This window comes from Cronobacter sakazakii, from assembly GCF_000982825.1.
GTDB classification, from domain to species: domain Bacteria; phylum Pseudomonadota; class Gammaproteobacteria; order Enterobacterales; family Enterobacteriaceae; genus Cronobacter; species Cronobacter sakazakii.
Map to the genome: position 1 here is coordinate 3,933,195 of NZ_CP011047.1, position 16,498 is coordinate 3,949,692.

Annotated in this window: 10 protein-coding genes; 6 read left to right on the forward strand and 4 right to left on the reverse strand. The window is 58.1% G+C overall.

Translation table 11 applies throughout. From position 1 onward, the window contains the following. Nucleotides 1-24: 24 nt before the first annotated feature. Complete coding sequence (gene gsiA / locus CSK29544_RS18710; protein ID WP_007889227.1) at nt 25-1,899, reverse strand: glutathione ABC transporter ATP-binding protein GsiA; 1,875 nt, start codon at nt 1,897-1,899, stop codon at nt 25-27. 235 nt (nt 1,900-2,134) lie between these two features. Here gsiA and moeA point away from each other — a divergent pair, with 235 nt between their 5' ends. Next, a complete protein-coding gene (moeA, locus tag CSK29544_RS18715) occupies nt 2,135-3,364 on the forward strand; it encodes a molybdopterin molybdotransferase MoeA (RefSeq protein WP_007889230.1) in 1,230 nt (409 codons plus the stop codon). Between the two features lies 1 nt (nt 3,365). Continuing rightward, nucleotides 3,366-4,124 (forward strand): molybdopterin-synthase adenylyltransferase MoeB, encoded by a 759-nt coding sequence (gene moeB / locus CSK29544_RS18720; RefSeq protein WP_007889247.1) that lies wholly within the window; start codon nt 3,366-3,368, stop codon nt 4,122-4,124. On the opposite strand, the gene CSK29544_RS18725 is transcribed toward moeB, so the two are convergent. Further along, complete coding sequence (locus CSK29544_RS18725) at nt 4,121-5,191, reverse strand: LacI family DNA-binding transcriptional regulator (RefSeq protein ID WP_007889248.1); 1,071 nt, start codon at nt 5,189-5,191, stop codon at nt 4,121-4,123. The two genes, moeB and CSK29544_RS18725, sit on opposite strands and share 4 nt — an antisense overlap. A gap of 305 nt (nt 5,192-5,496) precedes the next feature. Here CSK29544_RS18725 and CSK29544_RS18730 point away from each other — a divergent pair, with 305 nt between their 5' ends. The 3 genes from CSK29544_RS18730 (at nt 5,497) to CSK29544_RS18740 (ending at nt 12,071) form a co-directional block, all read left to right on the forward strand. Next, nucleotides 5,497-6,807 carry an MFS transporter gene (locus CSK29544_RS18730; RefSeq protein WP_029038913.1) on the forward strand — a complete coding sequence of 437 codons (1,311 nt, stop codon included), beginning with the start codon at nt 5,497-5,499 and terminating at the stop codon, nt 6,805-6,807. Nucleotides 6,808-6,817: 10 nt separating this feature from the next. Continuing rightward, entirely contained in the window at nt 6,818-9,181 is a 2,364-nt protein-coding gene (locus CSK29544_RS18735; protein WP_007902096.1) for a glycoside hydrolase family 31 protein, read from the forward strand. A 745-nt stretch (nt 9,182-9,926) separates the two neighbouring features. Next, nucleotides 9,927-12,071, forward strand: coding sequence for a filamentous hemagglutinin N-terminal domain-containing protein (locus tag CSK29544_RS18740; RefSeq protein WP_007902095.1), 2,145 nt, complete (start codon nt 9,927-9,929; stop codon nt 12,069-12,071). An 81-nt stretch (nt 12,072-12,152) separates the two neighbouring features. Here the strand turns inward: CSK29544_RS18740 and CSK29544_RS18745 are convergent, their stop codons facing one another. Beyond that, nucleotides 12,153-13,745: an ABC-F family ATPase gene (locus CSK29544_RS18745; RefSeq protein ID WP_007902094.1), complete on the reverse strand. Its 1,593-nt coding sequence runs from the start codon at nt 13,743-13,745 to the stop codon at nt 12,153-12,155. Between the two features lie 219 nt (nt 13,746-13,964). On the opposite strand from CSK29544_RS18745, the gene ldtB reads away from it, so the two are divergent. Beyond that, nucleotides 13,965-14,885, forward strand: coding sequence for a L,D-transpeptidase (ldtB, locus tag CSK29544_RS18750; protein ID WP_004388448.1), 921 nt, complete (start codon nt 13,965-13,967; stop codon nt 14,883-14,885). A 70-nt stretch (nt 14,886-14,955) separates the two neighbouring features. Here ldtB and CSK29544_RS18755 read toward each other — a convergent pair whose 3' ends face one another. Then, complete coding sequence (locus tag CSK29544_RS18755; protein ID WP_007902081.1) at nt 14,956-16,497, reverse strand: efflux transporter outer membrane subunit; 1,542 nt, start codon at nt 16,495-16,497, stop codon at nt 14,956-14,958. Nucleotide 16,498: the final 1 nt, after the last annotated feature.

The following is a 16,498-nucleotide window of genomic DNA, read 5'->3' on the forward strand; positions in this document are numbered from 1 at the left end:
TCTCCTGAAAGCCGTACCTGAAAATTAAAAGTGGTGGTCCGTCGCCCCGACGGGGTGACGCGCCACATAATGCCCCTGCCCCACCTGCACCAGCGGCGCGACAAACGGCGCGTCGCCTTTCGGGCGCGTGGCGCTTGGAATTTCATCGGAAAGCAGCACAGGCTGACGGCGCGGATGACCAGGGTCGGCCACCGGTACTGCCGCCATCAGCTTGCGGGTGTAAGGATGTTGCGGGTTTTCAAACACCGCGCGGCGCGGGCCTATCTCGACAATCTGTCCGAGATACATCACCGCCACGCGATGGCTGATGCGCTCCACCACCGCCATATCATGCGAAATAAACAGAAACGAAATGCCGAAATCGCGCTGCAAATCGAGCAATAAATTAATGATTTGCGCACGAATTGAGACATCGAGCGCGGAGACAGACTCATCGGCGATCACCACTTTCGGGTTGAGCGCCAGCGCGCGCGCGATGCAGATACGCTGACGCTGCCCGCCAGAGAACTCATGCGGGTAACGCCAGGCGTGCTCGGGCTTCAGCCCCACGCGCTCCAGCAGCCACGCCACGCGCTTGCGCGCCGCCTCGCCGTCGAGCAGCCGGTGCACCAGCAGCGGCTCCATAATCGAATAACCCACCGTCAGGCGCGGATCGAGCGAGGCGTAAGGGTCCTGAAAGATAAACTGCATATCGCGGCGCACCGCCTGCATGGCGCTGTCGGAGAGCGTATCGATGCGCCTGCCGCCAAAGGTAATCGAGCCGCCCTGCGTTTCCACGAGCCGCAGCAGCGAGCGCCCGGTGGTTGATTTACCACAGCCCGATTCGCCCACCAGCGACAGCGTTTCGCCGGGCCAGAGGTCAAAACTCACTTTCTCTACGGCATGCACTTCGCGCTTCACGCGGTTAAAGATGCCGCTGCGTACCGGAAAGCGCGTCACGAGATCGCGCACCTGAAGAATCGGCTCGCTGTCCGGCACCACGGTATCCTGCTCGGCGTCGGGCGGGTCCATGTCACACCGCGGCGCGTGATTGAGCGGGAATTTACGCGGCAGATCGGTGCCGTTCATCGCCCCCAGGCGCGGCACGGCGGCCAGCAGAGAACGGGTATACGGGTGCGCCGGGCGGCGAAAAATCTCCTCGACGCTGCCGGATTCCACCGCCTCGCCCTGATACATCACCAGTACCCGGTCGGCCATATTGGCGACCACGCCCATATCATGGGTGATAAAAATCACGCCCATCGACATCTCCTGCTGCAAGACGCGGATAAGCTGCAGGATTTGCGCCTGAATGGTGACGTCCAGCGCCGTGGTCGGTTCGTCGGCGATAAGCACCGCCGGGCGACACGAGAGCGCCATCGCGATCATGACGCGCTGGCGCATCCCGCCGGAAAGCTGGTGTGGAAAGCGCGCCAGCATCGCTTCGGACTCCGGGATACGCACTAAATCGAGCATCCGTTTGGCTTCACGCATCGCTCTTTCGCGCCCGAACCCCTGATGCAGGCGAATGGATTCGGCAATTTGCTCACCCACCGGAAAGACCGGGTTCAGGGAGGTCATCGGCTCCTGAAAAATCATCGCCATATCAGCGCCGCGCACGTCGCGCATCTGTTTCTGGCTGAAGGTGCGCAGATCAATCACCTGTTCGCTGCGCCGGCGCAGCAGCAGCGGGCCGCTCTCCATTTCGCCGCCCGCCTGTTCAATCAGGCGCATCAGCGAGAGCGCCGTCACTGATTTCCCCGAGCCGGACTCCCCGACAATCGCCAGCGTTTCGCCGCGTTTCAGGCTAAACGAGAGCTGACGCACCGCGTCGGTAGTGCCGCTTTCATCTTTAAAACGCACGCTCAGGCCGGAAACCGATAACACCTGTTCTTCAGGCAAAACGTCACTTTTAGGCACTGCGGTTCCTCGCTGGTGATGGTTCGGCGCATAAGTATTCAGCAAAATTATTCTCAGGCGGCTGCGTTTTTTCTATAAATATCATTATCGTCGCCGCGCTTTCAGACGAATTTTGAATATAGAAAGAGGCAAATGTGATGTAAAGCCCGGCGGGCGGCGTAAAGGGCGAAACATACATCCCTACCGCCCTTTCTGTCATAATAGGCGCTTTGTGATTGTCGCGCTGGAGTGAAACATGGAACCGACCGCCGGACTGATGTCCCTGGAAACCGCCCTTGAGGAGATGCTCTCCCGCATCATTCCCCTGAATGAGACGCAGACGCTGCCGCTGCTTAAAAGCATGGGCCGGGTGACAGCGCGCGCCATGACCTCGCCGCTGGACGTACCGGGTTTTGATAACGCCGCGATGGATGGCTACGCCGTGCGTCTCGCGGATGTCGCGTCCGGCGCGTGGCTGCCGGTGGTGGGCAAAGCGTTCGCGGGCCAGCCGTTTAGCGGCGAATGGCCTGCGGGCACGGCTATCCGCATCATGACCGGCGCGCCGGTGCCGCCGGGCTGTGAAGCCGTCATCATGCAGGAAGAGGCGCAGACCAGCGACGCGGGCGTGCGTTTTACCGCTGACGTGCGCGCGGGCCAGCATATCCGCCGTCGCGGCGAAGATATTCGCCAGGGCGCGGTGGTAATGGAAGCAGGCCAGAAACTGAGCGCCGCCGAACTGCCGCTCCTTGCCTCACTCGGCATCGCGGAAGTGGACGTGGTGCGCAAGCCGCGCGTCGCGATTTTCTCCACCGGCGATGAGCTCCAGCTTCCCGGCCAGCCGCTCGCGGAAGGCCAGATTTACGACACCAACCGTCTCGCGGTACACCTGATGCTCGACGCGCTCGGTTGTGACGTGGTGAACCTCGGCATTATACGCGACGACCCGAACGCCCTGCGCGCCGCGTTTCAGGAAGCCGACCGCGAGGCCGATCTGGTGTTAAGCTCCGGCGGCGTTTCCGTCGGCGAAGCGGACTACACCAAAACGCTGCTTGAAGAGCTTGGCGAAATCGGCTTCTGGAAACTCGCCATCAAGCCTGGCAAACCGTTCGCCTTTGGCCGCCTTGCCAGTAGCTGGTTCTGCGGGCTGCCGGGCAACCCGGTTTCCGCCGCCGTCACGTTCTATCAACTGGTGCGCCCGCTGATTGCGAAACTGAGCGGCCAGAAGGAGGTGTTCACGCCGCGCCTGCGCGTGCGGGCGGCGACGCGGCTGAAAAAATCCCCCGGACGGCTCGATTTCCAGCGCGGCGTGCTGCGCACCGGCGCGGACGGCCTGCCGGAAGTGGTGAGCACCGGCCATCAGGGCTCGCATATTTTCAGCTCCTTCACCCAGGGCAACTGCTTTATCGTGCTGGAGCGCGAGCGCGGCAACGTCGAGCCGGGCGAATGGGTTGAGGTTGAGCTCTTTAACCACCTGTTCGGAGGCTGAGATGACCGAGGCGTTAAGCGATGCCGAGATGCTGCGCTATAACCGGCAAATCATCCTGCGGGATTTCGATTTTGACGGGCAGGAACGGCTGAAGGCTGCCAGCGTGCTGGTGGTGGGCCTCGGCGGTCTTGGCTGCGCGGCCGCGCCTTATCTGGCCGCGGCGGGCACCGGCAGGCTGACGCTGCTCGATTTCGATACCGTCGCGCTCTCCAATCTCCAGCGCCAGGTGCTGCACCGCGACGCCACCATCGGCCAGCCGAAGGTGGAATCGGCGCGTGAGGCACTTGCCGCCATTAACCCGCACTGCGTTATCGAAACGGTAAACGCACAGCTCGATGACGCCGCGCTCTCGGCACTTATCGCCCGCCATGACCTGGTGCTCGACTGCACCGATAACGTGGCGACGCGCAATCAGCTTAACGCCGCCTGTTTCCATCATAAGGTGCCGCTGGTCTCCGGCGCGGCTATCCGCATGGAGGGCCAGATCAGCGTCTTTACGTGGCAGCCCGACGCACCGTGCTACCGCTGCCTGAGCCGTCTTTTTGGCGAGAACGCGCTGACCTGCGTGGAAGCGGGCGTGATGGCCCCGCTGGTGGGCGTGATTGGCTCCCTGCAGGCGATGGAAGCCATCAAAGTGCTGGCGCGCTATGGCGAACCGTGCGCCGGAAAGCTGGTGATATATGACGCGCTGCGCACGCAGTTTCGCGAAATGAAACTGGCGCGCAACCCGCACTGCGAGGTCTGCGGCGACGGGCGTTAATCATACAGGCCGTCGCGCTGCACGCTGGCGCTCCCACGCCCTGGCCTGACCCGACGCACCGATTCGCGGACATCCAGCGTGCCGTTCAGAAGCAGCGTGCCGACCGCCGCCTGCGGGCGGATAAGCCGCTGTTGCAGCATCAACACCGCCTCTTCGCCGAGCGCGTCGCGCGGCACATGCACTGCCGTCAGCGGCACATCTTCAATCGCCGCCAGGTTAAAGGCGTCGATGCTCATTACGGAGATGTCCTGCGGCACCCGTAGCCCGGCGTTTTGTAACGCTTTTACCGCGCCTGCCGCCATAAAATCACCGCCCACCAGCAGCGCGCCGGGAAGCGCCGCCGCGGGCGTTTCCTCAAGAAACCGCGTGACCAGCGCCTCGCTACCCCGCGCGCTGAAATCGGGCGCGGTCAGCAAATGGCGCGTCTCGTCAAACGCCAGATTCTGCGCCTCCCACGCGTCGCGGATGCCCGCCAGACGCAGCTCCATCGTATAGCGCCGCAGGCACAGCACGTTCAGCACCTCGCGATGGCCCATCTCGAAGAGATAGCGCGCCGCGTTTTCGCCAATCGCCCGGTGATCCGGCGCGACCGCCGGCAGGCGCATTTTGCGATCGCGGCAGTTGATCAGCATACACGGTTTACCCACGTCACACGCCAGATCGTGAATGTGCGGATCGTCGATGCCGAGCAGCAGCGCCGCCTCGGTCTGCGGATCGTTCATCCGCGCGAGAAACAGATTGGCGTCGGCGTCGTTTTCCTCCAGCGCACAGTAGCGCAGCTGCACTTCGTGAGGCTCCAGCGCTTTGTTGATGCTCTGGATCACGCGGTAATAAAAGATGTCGGACCGCTCATCAAACGCGCGGCGCGGCGCGAACACGACCAGACTGTTCAGCAGCAGCCTGCCAGCCGCCATATCCTCCAGCACGCCCAGCGCTTTGGCGCACTCCCGCACCCGGCGGCGCGCTTTTTCGCTGGTATTGGCTTTACCCGCCAGCACGCGGGAAACGGTGCTGAGCGACAGGCCGGTTTGTTCGGCGATCAGGGCCACCTGGAGCTTTTTACTCATTTTGTGATCCATCTCCGGTTGTGAAATGAAAAATTTTTCACGGCTGGTTTTAACGATATATCCGTGCCAGCTGGGCTTCTTTTAACACATCACTGTGAATGATGAAAATTTTTGCATAAAAGAGGCTACTACCATTCCAGATGCTGCTCTACTCTCAGGTTGTCGTACAACTTTTATCGAAAACGTGTATGACAAACCCTACAAAAAGCATTTTAATTCAAATAGATAGCGGTCTCTGCTGTGGTTTCCGGCGCGCCCGGAATGCGAGTTGTTATACCCGTCAGGCTAACCGTGGAGAAGAATAAATGAGTCAGAGCATTAATCAGGATGTCGGCGCGGTGAAAACCCGAACCCGCCGCGCCATCCGCCATCTGCGCTGGTGGGTGCTGGTGCTGTTTTTAATGGGCGTGACCGTCAACTACATCACCCGTAACTCCCTCGGCATTCTTGCGCCGGAGCTGAAAGAGAGCCTGGGCATCACCACTGAGCAATACTCTTATATCGTCGGCGCATTCCAGCTCGCCTATACCCTGTTTCAGCCTTTGTGCGGCTGGCTGATTGACGTGATTGGCCTAAAGCTTGGCTTTCTGATTTGCGCCTCCATCTGGGCGCTGATGTGTATTTTCCACGCCGGGGCCGGCAGCTGGCTGCATCTGGCTATCCTGCGCTTCTTTATGGGTGCGGCAGAAGCGGCGGCGACGCCCGCCAACGCCAAGACGCTCGGCGAATGGTTCCCGAAAAAAGAGCGTCCGGTCGCCGCAGGCTGGGCGGGCGTCGGATTCTCCATCGGCGCGATGCTCGCACCGCCGATTATTTACTTCGCGCATATCTCCTTCGGCTGGCAGGGCGCGTTTCTCTTTACCGGCGTGCTGGCGCTGGCCTGGGTGGTGCTGTGGTGGCTCTTTTATCACAACCCGGAAAAACACCCGCGCCTGAGCCAGGAAGAGCTGGCCTTCATCCGCCAGGATAACGAGCCGCCGCCGGTGCGCCTGCCCTTCTTCACCGCGCTGAAAACCGTCGCCAAAAACAAACGCTTTTACGGCATCGCCATCCCGGCGTTTATGGCCGAACCCGCCTGGGCGGTGATGAGCTTTTGGGTGCCGCTGTACCTCGCTAAAGAACACGGCATGGATCTCAAGCAGATTGCCATGTTCGCCTGGCTGCCGTTTCTCGCCGCCGATTTAGGCTCGGTCGCAAGCGGTTATCTCACGAAGCTGTATGTGCGCGTCTTTGGCTGTACGCAGATCAACTCGGTGGTCGCAAGCTCGGTGACCGGCGCGTTCCTCATGGTGTCGCTCGCGATTGTCACTATCACCAAAGACCCGTACACCACCATCATTCTTATCTCCATCGGCGGCTTCGGGCATCAGATTATCTCCTGCATGCTGAGCGCGCTGGTGGTGGAATCGTTCGATCGCGGCCAGATGGCCACCGTGAACGGGATGCGCGGCTCCTGCGCCTGGATTGCGAGCTTCCTGTTCTCACTGATTATCGGGGTGACCGCCGACAAAATCGGCTTCAACCCGCTGTTTGTCGCCATGGGGTTCTTTGACCTGATTGGCGCTGTGTTCCTGGTTGCCTTTATTGCCGAGCGCCGCAACAAGCGCGCTTCATAGGGAGATGTTGATGAAAACCCTCAAACACTGGAAATTCACCCATTCCGACGACCACCACGTCGAGCTGACCGTCGATGATGCCCATACGCTCTGCCTGTGGGTGCTGGAGCCGGGCCTGTTCCGCGTGGCGGTGAAACGCCGCGGTGAGTATGCACTCAACCGCACGTGGAGCATTGCACCTTCCGACGACACGCCGTGGGAAGGCCGCCCGCGCGACAGTCTCGACGGCTTTAGCCTGCCGGGCTTTACGCTTGACGAAACGCCGGAGCGCCTCGTCATCAGCAGCGATAAACTGCGCGTAACGGTGCATCAGCCGCTGTGGCTGGAGTGGCATTACCGCGACGATAACGGCCAGTGGCAGTTTCTTACCAGCGATCGCCCCACCAGCGCTTATCTTATCAACGCGCATGGCGACGGCGTGGCGCACTATCAGCGCCGCCAGAAAGATGACCGCTATTACGGGCTGGGCGAAAAAGCGGGCAACCTGGAGCGCACCGGCCGCCGCTTCGAGATGCGTAACCTGGACGCTATGGGCTATAACGCCGCCAGCACCGATCCGCTGTATAAACATATTCCGTTTACCATTACCCGCCGCGCGCAGGTGAGCTTCGGCCTGTTTTACGACAACCTGAGCAGTTGCTGGCTCGATCTCGGCAATGAGATTGACAACTATCACCTCCCCTACCGCCGCTGGCAGGCCGAGGCGGGCGATATCGATTACTACCTGTTCGTCGGCCCGCGTGTGCTGGATGTCACCAAAGCCTTTGTGCGCCTGACCGGTAAAACGCTGTTCGGCCCGAAATGGAGCCTCGGCTACAGCGGCTCAACGATGCATTACACCGACGCGCCGGATGCGCAGAACCAGTTGATGAATTTTATTCGCCTGTGTGAAGAACACGCGATCCCGTGCGACTCCTTCCAGCTCTCGTCGGGTTACACCTCCATCAATAACAAGCGCTATGTCTTTAACTGGAACTACGACAAAGTGCCGCAGCCGAAAGCGATGAGCGCGGCGTTCCATGACGCCGGGCTGAAGCTCGCCGCCAATATCAAGCCCTGCCTGTTGCAGGATCACCCGCGCTATGAGGAGGTCGCGCAGCAGGGGCTGTTTATTCGCGATTCCGAAACCGACGCGCCGGAGCGCTCCAGCTTCTGGGATGACGAAGGCTCGCATCTCGATTTCACTAACCCGGCGACCATCGCCTGGTGGCAGAACGGCGTCACCACCCAGCTGCTGGAGATGGGCATCGACTCCACCTGTAATGACAATAACGAATATGAAGTCTGGGATGGCGAAGCGCGCTGCCACGGCTTCGGCGAGCCGGTAGCCATTAAACATATCCGCCCGGTGATGCCGCTCCTGATGATGCGCGCCTCGATGGAAGCCCAGCAGGCCTTCGCACCAGAGAAACGCCCGTACCTGATTTCACGCTCCGGCTGCGCCGGGATGCAGCGCTACGTACAGACCTGGAGCGGCGATAACCGCACCAGCTGGCAGACGCTGCGCTACAACATTCGCATGGGGCTTGGCATGAGCCTGTCAGGGCTCTACAACGTCGGCCACGACGTCGGCGGTTTCTCCGGCGATAAACCGGACGCGGAACTCTTCGTGCGCTGGGTACAGAACGGCGTGATGCATCCGCGCTTTACGATTCACTCGTGGAATGACGATCATACCGTTAACGAGCCGTGGATGTACCCGGCGGTAACGCCCGCTATTCGCAGCGCCATTGAACTGCGCTACCGTCTGCTGCCTTATCTTTACACGCTGCTGTGGCAGGCGCATGCCGATGACGAGCCGATGCTGCGCCCGACGTTCCTCGACCACGAACACGACCCGCAGACCTTCCGCGAATGCGACGAGTTTATGCTGGGGCGCGATGTGCTGGTAGCGAGCGTGGTGGAGCCAGGCGCGCGCAACCGCACGCTCTGGCTGCCTGCAAATGACCACGGCTGGTACGATTTCCATACCGGCCAGTGGTATGCCGGCGGCCAGTGGGTGACGCTGGACGCGCCGCTGGAACGTCTGCCGTTGCTGGTGCGCGCAGGCAGCGGCTTGCCGCTTAGCGCGCGCCTGCGTCATGTGGATGCGCAGCGCGACGACGCGCGCGAGCTGAAGCTCTACCCGTTGCCGGGCAGCGGCGAAAGTGCGGGCCTGTTGTTTGAGGATGACGGCGAAAGCTGGGGCTATCGCGAGGGGAACGCGCTGTGGGTGAACTGGCAGATGCAATGCAGCGCCGATGCTATTCACCTGACATTCGCGAGAACCGGCGATTACCAGCCCGCGTGGCAGACCATTGACGTGACGCTGCCTGAAAATGAGCGCCGTACACTCTATATCAACGGTCAACCCGGGCAGCGCTGGACGCGCTAAGACGTCACAAACCGCTGTTATCCTTACGCCGCCGCTATTTTGCTGCGGCGTTTTTTTGGCTTTTTGAATAACGCGCGCCGTCATGTTAATTCCATTATTAATGACGGCATAATAAATTAATCCATTCGGCATAAATATCCAAAAATATAATGACGACGAAAAAGTGTGTCGGTGCGTCACATTTTATTTTTGTTATTAATCCCGATGATTATTCACGACGATACATCATCCGGAATCAGACTTTTCTTCGCGCTTCACTCAACGAGCTAAACCTCCATTATCTTTATAAAAATCAATAAAATATTATAAATATCCTTTTCAAAAATTATTCATTTATCTGATAACTTTCAATGAGTCATTGATTGATAAGTAAAAACATTTAACTGCCCCCTACCCATCGGTATTAACCATCTGACTTGATAAAATCTCTTTGTTACCGTCACCGCCAGTGCTTTTCTGGTACTTTTTTTGGAACTTGCAGCGGCCTTTTGCTTTTTACCTATAACGCCATGATTAAGAAAATAAGGCGAAAGGCTGCATTTACATTATCGTTATTACGCAAGCGCGTTTTAATCACCCACATGGAGCGTGGAGGAATATCCCCGGCTAATTTCATTACTGCTTATTTTTGCGCGGAATAACCAGCGCGCCATAGTGTTTTTTATGTTTCTCAGTAAGAGAAAACCGGTCTGCCTGCAATTAAGGCGGCAGGCTATTTTATTTTCTGTTAAATGAAGGATTATTTATGAAAATGTCTGTATCGTCGCCACAATATCGCATCAGCGCGCTTTGCCTGGGCACCTGGATGGCGCTCGGAATAGTGACTTACGCGAATGCCGCCATTGTGGTCGATCAACAAAAATCGCCTGATACCACGGTCAATGTTGCGGGTAATGGTGCGACAGTCGTTGATGTGAGCGCCCCTTCCAGTGGCGGCGTTTCCCATAACTACTACAAACAGTTCGACGTTAACAGCGCAGGTGTGGTGCTCAATAACGGTGCCGGCAGCAGTAACACGACGCTTGCGGGTAACGTCAACGGCAACGCGAATATGTCACACGGTAGCGCCAGCGTCATTTTAAACGAAGTGGCGTCATCCAGCCCCAGCCAGTTAAACGGCATGGTGGAAGTCGCAGGAAAAAAAGCGGCGGTCATTATCGCTAACCCGTCGGGTATTACCTGTGACGGCTGCGGTTTCATTAATACCAGTCGCTCAACGCTGGTCACCGGCACCGTTGACATGACCGCCGGCAAAGTCAGCAACTTTAAGGTCACTGATGGCAAAATCGTGATTACCGGCAAAGGGATGGACGATCGTGGAACGGACTACACCGATCTCATCTCTCGCTCCGCGATTATTAACGCACAGTTGACGGCGCGCGAACTGCGTATCGTCACCGGCACCAATAAAGTTAATTATAAAACGCTGAATACGAAGAAAATCCTGCCGGATCTCTTTAGCGACGAGCCATCCCTGGCACTGGATGTATCCAGTCTTGGGGGGATGTATGCCAATAAGATTCAGCTTATTGGTACGGAAAACGGCGTGGGGGTTCGCAACAACGGCATTATCTCTACTGCGGCGCAGGACATTTCTATTTCAGTAGACGGTAAGCTCGAAAACAACAATATTATTTCTGCGAATACCGATTTGCTGATCGATACCAACCAGCATGATGTCGATAACGATAATGGCCGCCTTCAGGCCGAACGTAATCTCGCTATCGCCAGCAGCAAGCTTGATAACAACAACAACGGCCTGATTACTGCTAAAGACATTAATATCAACACGCACGGCAATACGCTGGATAATAACGGCAGGGGTATTATTGCGAGCGGCAGTATCAACATCGCTGCGGATGATATTACCAACGGCAGCCGTATCACAGGCAATGATGACCTTACGATAAGCGCCGGAACGCTGAATAACCGCGGCGAAATAAGCGCCAACACGGTGTCCATTACCGCAGGAAAACTCAACAACCAGGATCTGATTCAGGCGCAGCAGGCGCTGACGATTGTGAGTGACACGCTGGAAAACGAAAAAGACGGGCTTATCAGCAGTGGAACCGACACACGGCTTCAGACTCATGACATTCGCAACCGCGGCAAAATCTATGCGCAAGGCGCGCTGGATGCCTATGCGTCCCATTCGCTGGATAACGAACAGGGCACCCTTGCGGCCATCGGGAATATGACGCTGGATACCAAAACATTATCCAATACCGCAGGTAGCATTTTTAGCGCCAGACAGCTGGATATTGTCGCCGACAAGATTGATAACAGCGCAGGTTTATTTACCGAGGGAGGAACTATCGCCGGTAACACTGTCACGGTCAGCAGCGGGTATTTCAATAATGACAAAGGGACAGTGAAAGGTAATAAGATCTATCTGCAGGGCGATACGTTTGATGTCGGTAACGGTCATATTGCGGCAACCGGCGATATTACGGTTAACGCGGATGACGATTTCTATGTCAATAACCACGGCTCCGTGGAATCGAAAGCAGGAAATATTAACATCAACGCTGCCGACAATTTCTCAAACGACGGCACCATCAAAGCGACCGGGGCGATTAACCTTAATAGCAGCACATTCTCCAACAAAGGCAGCATCTCTACCGGCGATAAAATCGCAATTTACGCGGCAAAATCGTTCGAGAATGAAAACCACGGTTATATCAACGGTCGCAACGGACTGTCGATTGAGGCGGTTAATACGCTGGATAACGAAGGTTCGCTCTATTCCTACGATACGATCACGCTGCGCTCACATAAAGTCACGAACCATAGCGGTGCTAAAATCTCCAGCGACGATAATGAGATCTTTACCGATCGCTTTGTGAATCATGGCCGCATCGAAGGGTATTACGATCTGCACGATTATTAATCGATTATTGCGATTCTGAAACCTGACGAAAAAAACGGGTAGTCATCTGACTACCCGTTATTGTTTTAATGCGGCGAATCGTTATTCGATGCCTTTGCTGCGCAGATAATCTTCGTAACCGCCGGAGAAATCCACCACGCGTTCCGGGGTAATTTCAATCACGCGGGTCGCAAGAGAGCTGACGAATTCACGGTCGTGGGAGACGAAAATCAGCGTGCCCTGGTACATCTCCAGCGCGGCGTTCAGCGATTCGATCGATTCCATATCCAGGTGGTTGGTCGGTTCGTCCATCACCAGAATGTTCGGTTTTTGCATCATCAGCTTGCCGAACAGCATACGGCCCTTTTCACCACCGGAAAGCACTTTGGCGGGCTTTTTGATGTCGTCCTGGCTGAACAACAGACGTCCGAGAATGCTGCGTACCGCCTGCTCGTCGTCACCTTCCTGCTTCCACTGGCTCATCCAGTCGAAAACGGTGAGATCGTTGTCGAACTCATACTCGTGATCCTGCGCGTAGTAGCCAATCTGCGCGTTCTCGGACCATTTCACGGTGCCGCTGTCCGGTTGCAGTTCGCCCACCAGCGTTTTCAGCATGGTGGATTTACCCACGCCGTTGGCGCCGAGGATAGCCAGCTTCTCGCCCACTTCCAGCAGCAGGCCGACGTTTTTAAACAGCGGGCCGTTATCGAAGCCTTTGGTCATGGCCTCCACTTCCAGCGCGTTGCGGAACAGTTTCTTGTCCTGCTCGAAGCGGATAAACGGGTTCTGACGGCTGGAGGCTTTCACCTCTTCCAGTTTGATTTTGTCAATCTGGCGGGCGCGGGAGGTCGCCTGACGGGATTTCGAGGCGTTGGCGCTAAAGCGGCTCACAAACGACTGCAGGTCCGCAATCTGGGCTTTTTTCTTGGCGTTGTCCGCCAGCAGACGCTCGCGCGCCTGGGTCGCCGCGGTCATGTATTCGTCGTAGTTGCCCGGATAAACGCGCAGCTCGCCGTAATCGAGATCCGCCATGTGGGTGCAGACCATGTTCAGGAAGTGACGGTCGTGCGAAATGATAATCATGGTGCTGTCGCGATCGTTCAGCGTCTGCTCCAGCCAGCGAATGGTGTCGATGTCCAGGTTGTTCGTCGGTTCGTCGAGCAGCAGGATATCCGGGTTAGAGAACAGCGCCTGCGCCAGCAGCACACGCAGCTTCCAGCCAGGAGCGACTTCGCTCATCGGGCCGTAGTGCTGCTCCAGCGGAATGCCGACGCCCAGCAACAGCTCACCCGCGCGGGATTCCGCGCTGTAGCCGTCCATTTCGCCATATTTCACTTCGAGATCGGCCACTTTATAGCCGTCCTCTTCGCTCATCTCCGGCAGACTGTAGATGCGATCGCGCTCCTGCTTCACTTCCCACAGTTCGCTGTGCCCCATAATTACGGTGTCCAGCACGGTATATTGTTCAAACGCGAACTGATCCTGACGCAGCTTACCGATGCGTTCGTTAGGGTCGAGCGAAACGTTGCCCGCGCTCGGCTGTAAATCGCCGCCGAGGATTTTCATGAAAGTGGACTTGCCGCTCCCGTTGGCGCCAATCAGACCGTAACGGTTGCCGCCGCCAAACTTGACGGAAATGTTTTCAAACAGCGGCTTACTGCCGAACTGCATGGTGACGTTGCTGGTAACTAACACGCGTAATTCCTGGGTAAGATGTGTGATAAACAACGCATTATGCCATAACTCCGAATTTATTTCCCCCGTCAATGGACTGACTACACTGACTCAGGAATGGGAAAAAAATGTGAATAAGCACACAACTCAATTCCCTGCCACGGAGAATGCACATATAATGCGCTCCCTGTATTGTTTCGTTCACTCTAACGGCCGGTCTGGCAACGATATTTGCATAACATGAAGATGAAATTACGCACGCTTTTAGTGGCAGCCTTCGCAGTCGTCGGGTTTTGTAAATCCGCCTCTGCGGTGACTTATCCTCTGCCGACCGACGGTAGCCGTCTGGTGGGTGAAAACCAGGTAGTGACGATCCCGGATGGCAATACGCTGCCGCTTGAGGATTTCGCCGCTCAGTATCAGATGGGGCTTTCCAACATGCTGGAAGCCAACCCGGGCGTTGACCCGTATCTGCCGAAAGGCGGCACCATTCTGAACATTCCTCAGCAGCTGATCCTGCCGGATACGCCGCATGAAGGGATTGTGATTAACAGCGCCGAAATGCGTCTGTATTACTACCCGAAAGGCACCAACACCGTTATCGTGCTGCCGATTGGTATCGGTCAGCTCGGTAAAGACACCCCGATCAACTGGGTGACCAAAGTGGAGCGCAAGCGCGCGAACCCGACCTGGACGCCAACCGCCAAGATGCATGCGGAATATGCGGCCGCGGGCGAACCGCTGCCGCCGGTGGTACCGGCTGGCCCGGATAATCCGATGGGCCTCTACGCGCTCTACATCGGTCGCCTGTACGCTATTCACGGTACTAACGCTAACTTCGGTATCGGCCTTCGCGTGAGCCACGGCTGCGTGCGTCTGCGTAACGAAGACATTAAATTCCTGTTTGAGAACGTGCCGGTCGGCACCCGCGTACAGTTTGTCAACGAGCCGGTGAAAGCGACCACCGAGCCGGATGGCAGCCGTTACATCGAGGTGCATAACCCGCTCTCTACCAGCGAAGATCAGATCAACAACAACGAACTGGTGCCAATTACGCTGACCAAAGCGGTCACGACAGTCACAAGCCAGAGCGATGTCGATCAGAACGTCGTTGAACAGGCGGTACAGAACCGTTCCGGTATGCCGGTCCGTCTGAACTAATCTGCCGCAAGGCGATAAAAAACCCCGCGTGCATCGCTGCCCGCGGGGTTTTTTATTGGCTTTGAATGCCCTAGCCGCGCGGCGCGGGGCCAAACACGTCGTAGTCCGGCAGACGCACGTTCTGATAGGGCTCCCAGCCGCCGCCGAGTGCTTTGTAGAGCGCGACCAGATCGAGACTGCTTTGCACTCGCGCCTGCGCGCGCTGCTGCTCGGCCTGTGCCAGCTGGCGCTGGGCGTCGAGCACGTCGATAAACGTGGCGATGCCTTTACGGTAGCTGTCGCTCGCCAGATCGAATGAGGTTTGCAGCGCGTCCAGCGTTTTCTCAAGCCCGGCCTCGCGCTGCTGGTCGGTGCGGTAGCTGACCAGCGCATTTTCCACATCGCTTAACGCTGTCAGCACCGTCTGGCGATACTGCAACGCCGCCGCGCCCTGCTCCGCGCGGGCAAGTTTCACGCTGGAGACCAGTCGCCCGCCCTGGAAGATCGGAATCGAAATCTGCGGGCCGAAGCTGTAAAAATGGCTGCTCCAGTCGGTGAGGTAACTGGTTTCGCTGTTACGCATCCCGAGCTGGCCCGAGAGCGACAGGCTCGGGAAGAGCTGCGCCACTGACACCCCGATTTGCGCGGTTGCGGCGTGGAGCCGTGCTTCGGCTTCACGCACGTCCGGGCGACGGCGCGCGAGCGTTGAGGGAATGCCCACCGGCACGATTTCCGGCAGCGGTGGTAACGGCTGCGCGGCCTGCAATTCTGCATCAAGCGCGCCCGGCGGCTTGCCAAGCAGCACCGCCAGCCCGTTCATCGCCTGACGCTCCTGCGCCTGATACTGCGGCAGTTGCGCCTGGAGCGAACCAAGCTGGGCGCGGGCGTTTTCCACATCCAGCTGCGGCGACAGCCCGCTTTGCTGGCGGCTTTCGGTCAGCTCCAGCGTCTGCTGCGCTGAGGCGATCTGCTGATTCATGGTGGCGAGAATGCTCTGCGCGCCGCGCAGTTGCAGCCAGGCGCGCGCCACTTCGGCTTCAAGCGAGACCAGCGCGTCGTTGCGCTGCTCAATCGCCGCCTTCTGCTGCGCGTCTGCGGCCTCTACCTGACGGCGCACTTTGCCCCACAGGTCAATTTCCCACTGCGCGTCAAAGCTGCCCTGATAGAGGTTAATCGGCTGCGTCAGCGGCCCGAGCGCGGAACTGATTTGCGGATCGACCGCATCAAGCTGGCCATAGACGTCATGCGATTTCAGCTCGCCTTCGAGACCAAGCTGCTGGCGCGTGGCGCGCACGTTGCCGTTGACCGCCGGGAAAAACGCGCCGCCCGCCTGGTTTATCTGTTCACGGGCCCCGGCGATACGCAGCACCGTTTGCTGTAGCGATAAGTTACCGGCGATGGCGCGCTCAATCAGGCTGTCGAGTTGCGGCGATTTAAACGTGCGCCACCAGCGCGGGTCTGGCGCGGTGCTGCGCGCCTTTGAGGCCACATCCGGCGCGTTCTGCCGGGCGGTTTCGCCGAAAGCGCCCGGCGTTACGGGCTCAGGCCGTTGGTAATCGGGGCCAACCGCGCAGCCTGCCAGCAGCAGCGCCAGCGCCGTCAGTGATAAGGGGAAGGTCACTCTCCCGGACATA

What these genes read in the sequence shown, in the direction of transcription:
- moeA (WP_007889230.1), top strand. Translation starts at nt 2,135, where the DNA reads ATGGAACCGACCGCCGGACTGATGTCCCTGGAAACCGCCCTTGAGGAG.
- moeB (WP_007889247.1), top strand. Translation starts at nt 3,366, where the DNA reads ATGACCGAGGCGTTAAGCGATGCCGAGATGCTGCGCTATAACCGGCAA.
- CSK29544_RS18725 (WP_007889248.1), bottom strand. Translation starts at nt 5,191, where the DNA reads ATGAGTAAAAAGCTCCAGGTGGCCCTGATCGCCGAACAAACCGGCCTG.
- CSK29544_RS18730 (WP_029038913.1), top strand. Translation starts at nt 5,497, where the DNA reads ATGAGTCAGAGCATTAATCAGGATGTCGGCGCGGTGAAAACCCGAACC.
- CSK29544_RS18735 (WP_007902096.1), top strand. Translation starts at nt 6,818, where the DNA reads ATGAAAACCCTCAAACACTGGAAATTCACCCATTCCGACGACCACCAC.
- CSK29544_RS18740 (WP_007902095.1), top strand. Translation starts at nt 9,927, where the DNA reads ATGAAAATGTCTGTATCGTCGCCACAATATCGCATCAGCGCGCTTTGC.
- ldtB (WP_004388448.1), top strand. Translation starts at nt 13,965, where the DNA reads ATGAAGATGAAATTACGCACGCTTTTAGTGGCAGCCTTCGCAGTCGTC.
- CSK29544_RS18755 (WP_007902081.1), bottom strand. Translation starts at nt 16,497, where the DNA reads ATGTCCGGGAGAGTGACCTTCCCCTTATCACTGACGGCGCTGGCGCTG.